13 protein-coding genes are annotated in these 12,723 nt (G+C 62.2%); 1 reads left to right on the top strand and 12 read right to left on the bottom strand.

All coding sequences use genetic code 11. The features are described from left to right. The 11 genes from AC0L2Z_RS22035 to AC0L2Z_RS21985 all read right to left on the bottom strand — a co-directional run bounded on the left by AC0L2Z_RS22035 (position 1) and on the right by AC0L2Z_RS21985 (position 9,580). Positions 1-1,410, bottom strand: coding sequence for a pyruvate dehydrogenase complex dihydrolipoamide acetyltransferase (locus AC0L2Z_RS22035; protein ID WP_473629291.1), 1,410 nt, complete (start codon positions 1,408-1,410; stop codon positions 1-3). A 101-nt stretch (positions 1,411-1,511) separates the two neighbouring features. Continuing rightward, positions 1,512-2,897, bottom strand: coding sequence for a pyruvate dehydrogenase complex E1 component subunit beta (locus tag AC0L2Z_RS22030; protein WP_023799236.1), 1,386 nt, complete (start codon positions 2,895-2,897; stop codon positions 1,512-1,514). A 15-nt stretch (positions 2,898-2,912) separates the two neighbouring features. Beyond that, complete coding sequence (pdhA, locus tag AC0L2Z_RS22025) at positions 2,913-3,959, bottom strand: pyruvate dehydrogenase (acetyl-transferring) E1 component subunit alpha (protein WP_473629290.1); 1,047 nt, start codon at positions 3,957-3,959, stop codon at positions 2,913-2,915. A gap of 172 nt (positions 3,960-4,131) precedes the next feature. Next, positions 4,132-4,455 carry an FtsB family cell division protein gene (locus AC0L2Z_RS22020; protein WP_473629289.1) on the bottom strand — a complete coding sequence of 108 codons (324 nt, stop codon included), beginning with the start codon at positions 4,453-4,455 and terminating at the stop codon, positions 4,132-4,134. Positions 4,456-4,654: 199 nt separating this feature from the next. Continuing rightward, positions 4,655-5,929, bottom strand: a complete 1,275-nt coding sequence (eno, locus tag AC0L2Z_RS22015; protein WP_023799239.1) for a phosphopyruvate hydratase — start codon at positions 5,927-5,929, stop codon at positions 4,655-4,657. A 403-nt stretch (positions 5,930-6,332) separates the two neighbouring features. Then, a complete protein-coding gene (locus tag AC0L2Z_RS22010) occupies positions 6,333-6,698 on the bottom strand; it encodes a PRC-barrel domain-containing protein (protein WP_023799241.1) in 366 nt (121 codons plus the stop codon). A 97-nt stretch (positions 6,699-6,795) separates the two neighbouring features. Then, positions 6,796-6,999 (bottom strand): dodecin family protein, encoded by a 204-nt coding sequence (locus AC0L2Z_RS22005; protein ID WP_023799242.1) that lies wholly within the window; start codon positions 6,997-6,999, stop codon positions 6,796-6,798. A 101-nt stretch (positions 7,000-7,100) separates the two neighbouring features. Further along, positions 7,101-7,931 carry a 3-deoxy-8-phosphooctulonate synthase gene (gene kdsA, locus AC0L2Z_RS22000; RefSeq protein ID WP_473629288.1) on the bottom strand — a complete coding sequence of 277 codons (831 nt, stop codon included), beginning with the start codon at positions 7,929-7,931 and terminating at the stop codon, positions 7,101-7,103. Continuing rightward, positions 7,928-8,839 carry a VOC family protein gene (locus AC0L2Z_RS21995; protein WP_473629287.1) on the bottom strand — a complete coding sequence of 304 codons (912 nt, stop codon included), beginning with the start codon at positions 8,837-8,839 and terminating at the stop codon, positions 7,928-7,930. The genes kdsA and AC0L2Z_RS21995 overlap by 4 nt, the downstream gene beginning before the upstream one ends. A gap of 210 nt (positions 8,840-9,049) precedes the next feature. Continuing rightward, entirely contained in the window at positions 9,050-9,340 is a 291-nt protein-coding gene (locus tag AC0L2Z_RS21990) for a Dabb family protein (RefSeq protein ID WP_473629286.1), read from the bottom strand. Between the two features lie 105 nt (positions 9,341-9,445). Further along, positions 9,446-9,580 (bottom strand): hypothetical protein, encoded by a 135-nt coding sequence (locus AC0L2Z_RS21985; RefSeq protein ID WP_023799246.1) that lies wholly within the window; start codon positions 9,578-9,580, stop codon positions 9,446-9,448. 237 nt (positions 9,581-9,817) lie between these two features. Between AC0L2Z_RS21985 and AC0L2Z_RS21980 the strand changes: the two genes are divergently transcribed. Further along, positions 9,818-11,074: a class I SAM-dependent methyltransferase gene (locus tag AC0L2Z_RS21980; protein ID WP_473629285.1), complete on the top strand. Its 1,257-nt coding sequence runs from the start codon at positions 9,818-9,820 to the stop codon at positions 11,072-11,074. Between the two features lie 207 nt (positions 11,075-11,281). Here AC0L2Z_RS21980 and AC0L2Z_RS21975 read toward each other — a convergent pair whose 3' ends face one another. Continuing rightward, positions 11,282-12,547, bottom strand: a complete 1,266-nt coding sequence (locus AC0L2Z_RS21975; protein ID WP_473629284.1) for an NAD(P)/FAD-dependent oxidoreductase — start codon at positions 12,545-12,547, stop codon at positions 11,282-11,284. Positions 12,548-12,723 lie beyond the last annotated feature (176 nt).

Below are 12,723 nucleotides of genomic sequence, written 5' to 3'. Positions count from 1 at the left end.
CTAGACCAGCATGCCCATCGGGTTTTCGATCATGCGTTTGAAGGCGACGAGGAGTTCGGCGCCGAGCGCGCCGTCGACGGCGCGGTGATCGGTCGACAATGTCACCGACATGATTGTCGCTGTTCTGATCTCACCGTTCTTGACCACCGCGCGCTCCTCGCCGGCGCCGACCGCCAGGATCGTCGCATGCGGCGGGTTGATGACGGCGGCAAAGTCCTTGATGCCGAACATGCCGAGATTGGACACCGCCGTGGTGCCGCCCTGGTATTCTTCCGGCTTCAGCTTGCGGCTGCGCGCGCGGCTGGCAAGATCCTTCATCTCGTTGGAGATGACCGACAGCGTCTTTTCGTCGGCGCGCCGGATGATCGGCGTGATCAGCCCGCCGGGGATCGACACGGCGACACCGACGTCGGCATGCTTGTGCTTGACCATGGCGCTCTCGGTCCATGACGCATTGGCATCCGGCACCGCGATCAGCGCCATTGCCATCGCTTTGATGACCATGTCGTTGACCGACAGCTTGTAAGCCGGCGCCTCACCCTTGTCGGTCTTCTTCACCGGGGCGGCCGCATTGACCTGCGTGCGCAGGGCCAGGAGCGCATCAAGCTCGCAGTCGAGCGTCAGGTAGAAATGCGGGATGGTGGTCGTGGCCTCGACCAGCCGGCGCGCAATGGTCTTGCGCATGTTGTCATGCGGGACAAGCTCGTAGGAGCCGTCGGCAAACAGTTTCAGCACTTGGTCGTCCGACATTGGCTTGGCTGCGGCCGCCGGAGCCGGAGCGCCGGTAGGTGCGGCTTTCGCGGCCGGTGCCGCCTTGGCGCCGCCGCTGGAAATCGCTGCATCGACATCGGCCTTGACCACGCGGCCATGCGGGCCGGAGCCTGTCACCGCGGAGACATCGACACCGGCTTCCCGGGCGATGCGACGGGCCAGCGGCGAGGCGAAGGTGCGACCGTCCGACTGGCTGATCTCCCCCCTTGTGGGGGAGATGGCCGGCAGGCCAGAGGGGGGCGCCTCGTTTCTTGCCGCTGGCGGGACAGCGCCTCTCTCTGTCGACTTCGTCGACATCTCCCCCACGGGTGGGGAGATTGGCGCCTTATCCTGTTTTGCCTCGGCCTTTGCCGGCGCAGCGCCGTCGCCGCTTTTCGCGGCAGCCGCCGCATCTTCACCTTCGGCCGCGAGCACGGCGATCAGCGCGTTGACCTTGACGCCTTCGGTGCCGGCTGGAACCACCAGCTTGGCCACCGTGCCCTCATCGACAGCTTCGACTTCCATCGTCGCCTTGTCGGTCTCGATCTCGGCGATCACATCGCCCGGCGAAACCTTGTCGCCCTCCTTGACCAGCCACTTGGCAAGATTGCCCTCTTCCATCGTGGGCGACAGGGCCGGCATGGTGATGTTGATCGGCATAGGTATTCTTCTCCCAAGCGAAATGCGTTCACCGTGTCAGCAGCGCTATACAGATAGCGAAAGAGTCTCTCTCGCAGTCGCCACCGGATCCTCCCCATTCATCAGCGATATGTGACGGCCTTGACCGCCTCGACGACCTCGCCGACATTGGGCAGCGCCAGCTTTTCGAGGTTTGCCGCATAGGGCATCGGCACGTCCTTGCCGGCAATGGTGATGACCGGCGCGTCGAGGAAATCGAAGGCGCGCTGCGACACCTGGCTGGCGATGTGGTCGCCGACCGAGCTCTGCGGAAATCCTTCCTCCACCACCACGAGACGATTGGTCTTCTTGACCGAGGCGATGATGGTGTCGAAATCGAGAGGGCGGATGGTCCTGAGGTCGATGATCTCGGCATCGATGCCCATGCCACGCAATTCCGCCTCTGCCTTCACCGTGTAGCTCATGCCGATGCCGAAAGAGACGATGGTGACATCCTTGCCCGACTTGTGGATGCGCGCCTTGCCGATCGGCAGCACGAAATCGTCGATCTTCGGCACATCGAAGGACTGGCCGTAGAGGATTTCGTTCTCGAGGAAGATGACCGGGTTCGGGTCACGGATCGCGGCCTTCAGCAATCCCTTGGCGTCGGCGGCGGTGTAGGGCATCACCACTTTGAGGCCGGGAATGTGGCTGTACCAGGCGGCATAGCACTGTGAGTGCTGGGCGGCGACGCGGGCGGCCGCGCCGTTTGGCCCGCGGAAGACGATGGGCGCGCCCATCTGGCCGCCGGACATGTAGAGCGTCTTGGCGGCAGAGTTGATGATATGATCGATCGCCTGCATGGCGAAGTTGAAGGTCATGAACTCGACGATCGGCCTCAGGCCGGCCATCGCCGCGCCAACACCGACGCCGGCAAAACCGTGCTCGGTGATCGGTGTGTCGACGACGCGACGCGCCCCGAATTCCTGCAGCAGCCCTTGCGTGATCTTGTAAGCGCCCTGGTACTCGGCGACCTCCTCGCCCATCACGAAGACATCTGCGTCACGGCGCATTTCCTCGGCCATCGCGTCACGCAGCGCTTCGCGCACCGTGGTCGAGACCATCTCCGTGCCGGCCGGGATGTCGGGATCGGCGGCGATTTCGGTTCTCGGCGCCGCGGCGACAGGTGCTGCGCCCTCGCTTTTGGCCGCAGCAGGCGCTGGCGCTGCAGTTTCCGCCTTGGCAGGTTCCTCGCCGATGCCTTCGCCTGCCTTGTCGATGTCTTCACCATCAACGGCGAGCACGGCGATCAGCGTGTTGACCTTGACACCTTCGGTGCCGGCAGGAACCACGATCTTGGCTAGCGTGCCTTCGTCGACGGCCTCGACTTCCATCGTCGCCTTATCGGTTTCGATCTCGGCGATGACATCACCAGCGACAACCTTATCGCCCTCTTTCTTCAACCATTTGGAAACATTGCCCTCTTCCATAGTCGGCGAGAGAGCGGGCATGAGAATTTCGATCGGCATGGCCTTGCCCTCTCGTTACAGTACGATATCGGTCCAGAGCTCGGACGGATCCGGCTCTGCGTCGTTCTGGGCAAATTCGGCGGCGTCGGCGACAATGTCGCGGACCTCCTTGTCGACGGCCTTGAGCTCGTCCTCATCAGCCCACTTCTTGTCGAGCAGGCGCGCCTTGACCTGCTCGATCGGGTCGCGCTCGGAGCGCATCTTCTGCACTTCTTCCTTGGAACGGTATTTTGCCGGATCGGACATCGAGTGGCCGCGGTAGCGGTAGGTCTGCATTTCGAGAATCAGCGGCCCCTTGCCGTCACGGCACCATTCGGTGGCGAGATCGCCGGCTGCCTTGACTGCACGGACGTCCATGCCATCGACCTGGATGCCGGGAATCTTGAAGGAGGCGCCGCGGTGCGAAAAATCCGTCTCGGCCGACGAACGCGTTACCGAGGTGCCCATGGCATAGCGGTTGTTCTCGATGATGAAGATCACCGGCAGCTTCCACAGCGAGGCCATGTTGAAGCTCTCATAGACCTGGCCCTGATTGGCGGCGCCGTCGCCGAAATAGGTCAGTGTCACATTGTTGTTGCCACGATAGCGATTGGCGAAGGCGAGGCCGGTGCCGAGCGAAACCTGCGCGCCGACAATGCCGTGGCCGCCGTAAAAATGCTTCTCCTTGGAGAACATGTGCATGGAGCCGCCCTTGCCCCTGGACAGGCCGCCGCGGCGCCCGGTCAATTCGGCCATGACGCCGCGCGGCGACAGTTCCATCGCCAGCATGTGACCATGGTCGCGGTAGGCGGTGATCATCTGGTCGCCGTCGATCAGCGCCATCTTCATGCCGGTGACAACTGCTTCCTGGCCGATATAGAGGTGGCAGAAGCCGCCGATGAAGCCCATGCCGTAGAGCTGGCCGGCCTTTTCCTCGAAGCGGCGGATCAGCAGCATGCGCCGGTAGGCGTCAAGCTCCTCATCCTTGGTGAAGTCGACAGGTTTGGGGGCTGAAAGCCCTGCCGATTTGCCGTCGGATTTGGGTTTGGTTTTGGCAGGCGCTTTTCTGGCGGTGGTGGCCATTCATCACTCCCTGTTGGCGTCTCTTGCGGACACTGAGGGAGATCAGTTCTCCCCACCGATTTGGCAAAGGCTAACACGCGGGAAAGCGTTTCGCCATGCTGAAAAATGCATGGCTGACATGCGTCTAAGCGATTAAAATCGTTGAAAATATCGGCGATTAACTTGAATTCGGTTATCTTGCCATAGCCGGCAACATGATGGTGATTTCGTCGGCGTGGGACACATTGAGCGCCTTGCGCGCCTGCTCGTCGAGCATGTCCTTCTCCAGCGTGCCCTGATGCATGAGCTGAACACGCCGCTGCAGATCGAGCCGTCGCGCCTTGACGGCATCGAGCTTACCTTGCAGGTCGACGGCTTCGGCTTGCAACCGGTATTTGGAATAGATGCCGAATTCGCCGTGGTAGGCATGAAAGCCGAAATAGGCGAGGAACGCCACGCAGAGCGAGGGGATGATCAGCCGACCGGTATTTCTCTGCTTGTGCTGACGTGTCCACATGACCCAAATCCCTTAGAGCGCCGCGCGCGCCTGGACGCGCAAAGGGCGCTCTAACCACTCTGCGACCTAGCCCTTTCTCGCCCGATTGTGCTTAATGGACGGTTACGGACGACCGGATCTGGCGGTGTTGAAACAAAAAAGGCGAGAATGCCCCGCCCTTTCGTTTTCGGATTTTCTGGGTTTTAGGATTTTCTGCGACTCAGCCCTTCACGATCGACTTGCCGGCGTAGAGCGCCTGCTTGCCGAGCTCTTCCTCGATGCGGATGAGCTGATTGTACTTGGCCATGCGATCCGACCGCGACAGCGAACCCGTCTTGATCTGCCCGCAATTGGTGGCGACGGCGAGATCGGCGATGGTCGAATCTTCGGTTTCGCCCGAGCGGTGCGACATGACCGCGGTGTAGCCGGCTTTGTGCGCGGTCTCGACGGCATCGAGCGTTTCGGTCAGTGAGCCGATCTGGTTGACCTTGACCAGGATAGAATTGGCGACGCCCATGCGGATACCGTCGCGCAGCCGGGCCGTATTGGTGACGAACAGATCGTCGCCGACCAGCTGGGTCTTGTTGCCAATGAGGTCGGTCAGCGTTTTCCAGCCGTCCCAGTCGTCTTCGGCCAGCCCATCCTCGATGGTGATAATCGGATAGTCCGCGGCGAGCTTGGCCAGATACTTGGCCTGGGTCTTCGGATCGCGGGTCTTTTTCTCGCCTTCATAGACGTAGTTGCCGTCCTTGAAGAATTCGGTCGCGGCGCAGTCGAGGCCGAGCGCAACCTCTTCGCCCGGCTTGAAGCCGGCCTTCTCGATCGATTCCATGATGAAATCGAGCGCTGCGGGCGCGCTTTTCAAGTTAGGAGCGAAGCCACCCTCGTCGCCGACATTGGTGTTGTGGCCGGCGTCCTTCAGCCGCTTCCTCAGCGTATGGAAAATTTCCGAACCCCAGCGCAAGCCGTCACGCAGTGTCGGCGCACCGATCGGCAGGATCATGAATTCCTGGAAATCGATCGGGTTGTCGGCATGGGCGCCACCGTTGATGATGTTCATCATCGGTACCGGAAGCACATGCGCCTTGGTGCCGCCGACATAGCGGTAGAGCGGCAGGCCAGCCGCTTCCGCCGCAGCCTTGGCCACCGCCAGCGACACGCCAAGGATCGCATTGGCGCCGAGGCGGCTCTTGTTGGGTGTGCCGTCGAGCTCGATCATGGTCTGGTCGATGTGGATCTGGTTCTCGGCTTCCATCCCGCCGATCGCCTCGAACAGCTCGCCATTGACGGCCTCTACCGCCCGCAGGACGCCCTTGCCGAGGTAGCGGGCGCCGCCGTCGCGCAGTTCGACCGCCTCATGCGCGCCGGTCGAGGCGCCGGAAGGCACCGCAGCGCGGCCCATCGAGCCGTCTTCGAGCACGACGTCGACCTCGACGGTCGGGTTTCCGCGGCTGTCCAGGATTTCGCGCCCGACAATGTCGATGATGGCAGTCATTGCGATGTCCCCGATTGATCTGACGAAGCGTCGCGCACGTCTTAGCCAAAGTGCCGCAAAACGCAATCGGGGCGTCCGCAAATAGTGCCGCCACTTCCGCCACATCGAATCACGAAGCACAAATTGCTGTCATCATAAGTCATGTCAGTCATAGGCCTTGGCGGCATGCGGCTTTCTGGTTTATGCTCACAGCTGCGCGGGGCGAAACAGGAGGAGTTTCGCCATGTCTCAGTTGAGCGGTATTGTGAGTTTGTTCCTGATCGCGGCGGCGTTTTTGACGTCGTGTGACACTCAGCAGCCTCAACAGGGCGCGGTAGAGTTGTCCACCCTTGCAGCGGAGTAGATATCCCAGAGAAAAGGCCCCCGGTTCAACCGGGGGCCTTTTGATTCCGGCAGAGCAAGATCAATGCCAATAAGGCTCGACCCTGTAGTAACTGTATGAAGCATCACGCGCGGCCTCGCCGTCGGCGCCCGTCAATTCGTTGATCGAATAGGCGGGAGCTGCCTTCAGTTGCTCCTTGGTGAACGGCACGACATAGCCGCCCTTGTTCTCGTCATAGTCGAGGCTCGCCCACGGAATGGCGTGGTATTTCTCGCCGATGCCGAGAAATCCGCCAAAGCCGATCACGGCAAACATGATTCCATTCGACAATTTGTCGAGCATGACATCCTCGATGTCGCCGATGTGCGTGCCTTCCGTGTTGTAGACGGAAGTGCCGATCACCCGCGAGGCAGCGATGGCTTCAGTGTGTCCTGTCTGGGTTGTCATGATGTGCTCCTCTTGTCGTTCACTTCAGCTTCGACAATGAGGAGAGGGCTGCGAAGGTTCCAGACTTTTATGGACGCGGTCATACGTACAGGGCTGATCACTCAGCGAGGATGAAGGTGACCTTCATGTTGACGCGGTAGGCGGAGATCGTGCCGTTCTCGACGACGACCTTCTGGTCCTGGATCCAGGCGCCTTCGACGTTCTTCAATGTCTTTGCGGCGCGGGCAATCCCCTGTTCGATGGCGTCCTGAAAGCTCTTATTCGACGATGATGTGATTTCGGTGACGCGGGCGACGGACATGGCTTCCTCCTCCAAGGCACTCGGTTGCCTGGGCAGCGTACAACTGGCGCCTGTTGATCACAAGTTTCGGGTCGGACTTAGGGCTGGGCCGCTGAACTTGCTCAGCCCTTGGCGACGCGATCGAATGCCATCAGCCTTTCAAGCAGCGCCCGAAGGTCCTTCAGCGGCACCATGTTGGGACCGTCGGAGGGGGCGTTGTCGGGATCCTGATGCGTCTCGATGAAGACGCCGGCGACACCGACCGCAACCGCGGCGCGCGCCAGCGTCTCGACGAAGCGCCGATCGCCGCCTGACGAGCCGCCCTGCCCGCCCGGCTGCTGCACCGAATGCGTGGCGTCGAAAATCACCGGCGCGCCGATCTCGGCCATGATCGGCAGGGCGCGCATATCGGACACCAGCGTGTTGTAGCCGAAGGACGCGCCGCGCTCGGTGACCAGCACATTGGCGTTGCCGGAACCGGTGACCTTGGCGACGACGTTCTTCATGTCCCACGGCGCGAGGAACTGGCCCTTCTTCACATTGACGACCTTGCCGGTTCTAGCCGCCGCGATCAGCAGATCGGTCTGGCGGCTGAGGAAAGCCGGAATCTGCAGGATATCGACATGCGGCGACACGAGCGCGCACTGTTCCTCGGTGTGGATATCGGTCAGGATCGGCAGCGAAAACGCCTTGCGCAAATCGTCGAAGACGGGCAGCGCCGCATCGAGCCCGGCGCCGCGCGTGCCGCCAAGCGAGGTGCGGTTGGCCTTGTCGTAACTGGTCTTGTAGACGAGGCCCAGCCCGAGCTTCTCGGTCAGTTCCTTCAGCGCGCCAGCCATGTCGAAGGCATGCTGCCGCGATTCAAGCTGGCACGGGCCGGCAATCAGCGACAGCGGCGCGGTGTTGCCGAAGACGACATTGCCGACGGTTACGGACGAATTGGGCTTGCTCATGCTTTCTCCTGGAAAACGAAGGCCGCACCCTGCCCGGATGTCGGCCACACGACAATATCATCGTCGCGTATGTCATGTTCTACGGAACTTGCTGCAAGCAGCTTGGCGACCGTGTCGGCGGAACCAACTGAAAAGACGATCGCCGCGAAGCGGAGTTCCGATGGCGCGCCGGCAGGTATGCCGAAGCGCGATTCGAAAGCGACGGGGTCAAGCAGGGTCAAGGTCGCGTTCGGCAGCTCAAACGCAGTGCTGCTCCCCGGCACGGTCGCCGGACTGTGCGTCGCGATCGAAATCAAACGGCGCTGTTCGGATGGCTCGGTGCTGACCGCCACGACCTCGACAATGCCGTTTGCGCCATTGGCCTGGACCTGCAACGCGCTGCGGTCCACTTTCGGCGCATTGATCCGCTCGCAGGCAAACAGGAATGCGTCCGTCGCCCCGGTGCCGGAGGCGAAGGCCAGTTTGAACGATGCCGTGTCGCTGCTTCCCGCCGCGTCGGTGAAGGCGCGCGAAAAGCTCAGCATGTCTCCAGCCGACAGGCCGGCTTCGACATAGCGTGCGTGGTCGGCATCCGCACTTTGGGTGCCCAGGACAAGGGCGGAAAATCCCTCATTGCCGCAGCTGTCGCGATAGGCGCGATCGCGCGCGACGAAGGCGTTATCGTCGGCGATCGCTTTCGCCGCCGCTTGCGCATTGCCCACTGCCAGCAACTCGAGATAGGTGCCGTCCTCAAGGAAGACGCAGCAGTTTTCCGTGCCGAAAGGATGGATGCCGGTCGGCGCCACGACAAAGCCAAGCGAAACCAGCCGCGCCCGTGCCACGTCGAGGCTCGCGGTCGGCAGCACAAGATGGTCAAGCGGACAGGGGCCGGGCGGATAAGCGCCGGGCGAATGAGGGCGTGCTGGCATCGTCTCGATCATGCCGGCGCGGTGTGCATCATTCCGGAAGTTGGTTCAAGAGCCCTCGCCTGACGCGCAGGGATTTCATATAGCGGCAGCGGTCGTCGCGATGGCTGTTCTTGGCCACGCTGCCTTGGCGACGCGCGAAAGCGGCAGGGCGCTGATCCGACCGAACCAACGGCCGCAGACGGGTGCGCTCCAGCTTCGATCAGTTTCACTTCAAGTCGCAGCCACAATGTCCGCCGAATAGCGCAATTCGCGCAGCGGTTTGACCTGGCTGGTCGTCTCGGCATAGAGCGGATGCGCCTTGTAGGCGGCCAGAGCGGCGGTGTCCTCGAACTCGGCATAAACGACCACGTCGATCTCGTCCGAAAGCGGGTCGACCTTGCTGTTGAGCGTCACCTCGAACCGACGGGAATGGGGAATGTTGCCCAGCGCCAGCAAGCCCGTCCGTACGGCCTCGACATCCTCTTTGTGCCGTGCGCTGAAGAAAACGATATGCCGGATCAACCCCAGCCTCCTCGATCGATGTGCAGCCATGTTTTGTGTGGGTGAGACGATCGCGTCAACCGGCAACGATGTCGCGGCAACGACGCGTTGGGCGGGGAGAGGAAACTACATCATGCTGGTGATGTAGCGCACGATGCGGTTTATCTCCCTGACCGTGGTGTCGAGATAGCTGCCCTGATTGTAGAGCCCGTCCCAGATCAGGAAGAACGTGACGGCGCAGATGACGATGACATAACGCATGGCTAAAACTACTGCATCCGGGTGGCTGCAACCATAGTGATTCCGGCGTTGATCAGCGCCCTCCCCAAAATCTTTCCATTGATCCGTGCTCGCTTGCCTTGGCTCTTGAAGTTCCCCTTGATGACGTGAAAGATTGCTGCGGGGATTCATCGGGAAGCGGCGCGCCCCGGCCATGAACTGCGAGAGAGTGGAAACCGGCCATTTTGCGCCCGCGCCGCAGAAGTCCGGGGGCGTGACATGGCTCACAAGGAAGACACAGGCGTTGCGTCGGGCGACGCGGTCAAGTTGGACGAATTCAATTTCGCCGAGACCGTCAAAGGCCTGCCGGCCAAGGCGCGCGTGGTGCTGTCGGCGGCGATGAACCTGCCGCGTGGCTCGCTCAAGGTGAGGATGCCGGACGGCCGCGCCGTCCTCGTCGGCGGCAAGGGCCCGGGTCCGGACGCCGAACTGGTGCTCAAGAACTGGCGCTTGCCCGGCCGTGCCTTCACCGGCGGCACCATCGGCATCGCCGAATCCTACATCGACGGCGATTGGGACAGTCCCGATGTGACCAGTTTCCTGGAACTGTTCGTAGTCAATTCAGAAATCGGAGAGCGCATCGCCGGCGGCGCCAGCTGGCTGATCAACGCCGTCCAGCGTGTCCGCCACTGGTTCAACCAAAACACCCGCACCGGCTCGAAGCGCAACATTTCGGCGCATTACGATCTCGGCAACGCCTTTTACAAGGAATGGCTGGATCCGAGCATGACCTATTCGTCGGCGCTCTATGCAGCTGGCGCCAACGATCTGGAAAGCGCGCAAGCCGCCAAATATCGCGCGCTGGCCAAGGACACGGGCATCGGCGCGAACGACCACGTGCTTGAAATCGGTTGCGGCTGGGGCGGCTTTGCCGAATTCGCGGCGCGCGAGATCGGCTGCCGCGTCACCGGGCTGACGATCAGCCGCGAGCAGCATGACTTCGCCAGAGCACGCGTCCAGAAGGCTGGATTTGCCGACAAGATCGACATCAAGCTGCAGGACTACCGCGACGAAACCGGTTCCTACGACCGCATCGCCTCGATCGAGATGTTCGAGGCGGTCGGCGAAAAGTACTGGCCCGTGTTTTTCGGCAAGATGAAGGATTGCCTGCGGCCTGGCGGTACCGCCGGCCTGCAGATCATCACCATCAACGAGAAAGCCTACGATACCTATCGCGCCCGGCCGGATTTCATCCAGCGTTACGTCTTCCCGGGCGGCATGCTGCCGACGCCGTCGATCCTGAAAACGCTCGGCAAAGACCATGGCCTTGCTCATCTGCGCGAGCGCATTTTCCCGGACGACTATGCCCGCACGCTCGCCGAATGGCGGCACCGTTTTTGTGGGTCATGGGAAAAGATCGTCCCGCTCGGTTTCGACGACCGCTTCAAGAAGCTCTGGGAGTTTTACCTGCATTATTGCGAAGCCGGCTTCCGCGCCAGCTACATCGATGTCCGCCAGGTGGTTTACAGGGCTTAGGGTGGCGACGACTAATTTCCGCATGGGATCAATTGGTTCTCCGTCGAACATCAAGTCGATGATGCGGTTCGAGCCGGCTGCTGTTCAACGGCGTGCCAGCCTTCAACAGCGTGCCAAGTCCTGACCGAAGCAGAGCTTCGCGCCTGAATCCGGTCGAGTCCATAAGGGAACAGATGACGTGCGGATGCATGTGCGCGGGGAGAGACGTCAGTTCCTGTCGTCGTCGCCTTGGGTGATCAGCCGCGCGCTGCGCTGCCCTGTCAGGTAGATCCATAGCCAGCTCAGCGAAACCGCAAGCCGGTTACGGAAGCCGATCAGGAAATAGATGTGCGCCAGGCCCCAAAGCCACCAGGCCAGCCGGCCGGTGAGCTTGATCCAGCCGAAATCGATCGCGGCGGCGCGCTTGCCGATCGTCGCCAGGTCGCCGTCATGCCTGTAGCGGAAAGGCCGCGGGGCTGCGTCGCCGGCAAGCCGGGCCTTGATCGTCGCGGCGACATGCCGGCCCTGCTGCTTGGCGGCGGGTGCTACGCCGGGCACCATGCGGCCATCCGGCCGCAGGACGTGTGCAGCGTCACCGACGACGAAAATTTCCGGGCTGCCCGGCACGGTCAGATCGGGCTCGACCAGCACCCTGCCCGCGCGGTCCGCTGCCGCCCCCAGCCATTCGGCGGCCGGCGAAGCGGCGACGCCTGCTGCCCACAGGATAGTCCTGGCCGGCAGATGCGTTTCACCGAAGACGACACCCTCCGCGTCGCAGCATGTCACGGGCCGACCGAGTTCGACCGTCACGCCAAGCCGCTCGAGCGCCTTGCTGGCATAGTCGGAGAGTTCAGGCGCGAAATTGGGAAGGATACGGTCACCGGCCTCAATCAGCACCACGCGCGTCTGCCGCGTATCGATGTTGCGGAACTCGCCGCGCAGCATCTCGTGCGCCAGTTCGACAATGGTGCCGGCCAGTTCCACGCCGGTCGGTCCGCCACCGACGATCGCCAGTGTCAGCAGCGCCTGGCGCCTGGCGGGATAGGTCTCCCGCTCGGCCTGCTCGAAGGCGAGCAGGATACGCCGTCGAATGGTGGTGGCGTCCTCCAACGTCTTCAGCCCCGGTGCGAAAGGCTCCCACTCGTCATGGCCGAAATAGGCGTGGCGGGCGCCGGTGGCCAGCAGCAGCGTGTCGTATCCAACTGCGCCGCCATCATCGAGCAGCACGTTTCTGCCGGCGCGGTCGACGCCGCTGACGGTGGCCAGCAGTGTCGTCACATCCTTGCGCTTGCGCAGGAGATGGCGGATCGGCCAGGCGACTTCCGAGGTCGCCAGCGCCGTGGTCGCCACCTGATAGAGCAGCGGCTGGAAAAGATGATGGTTGCGCTTGTCGATCATGGTGATGCGCACCGGCGCACCGTCAAGCGCGCGGGTGAATTCGAGACCCCCAAAGCCCGCTCCGACGACGACGACATGATGTCTGGTTTCGTTCAATTCATTCACTCCGGGAGCAGGTTGGCCGGGAGAGCAGGTGGGCCGGGAGGGCCGTTGGCCGCGAGAGCAGACTGGAGAGCAATTCGTCAAGGCTGATGTAGCTATTTTTGTGCACCGCAACAACATCCGACTTTGCCGACTGCCCGCCCTGAGATGTCGCTGTTGTACATGCCCCC

It is taken from the genome of Mesorhizobium sp. WSM4850, from assembly GCF_055811735.1.
This window is presented reverse-complemented; position numbering and strand designations above follow the sequence as displayed.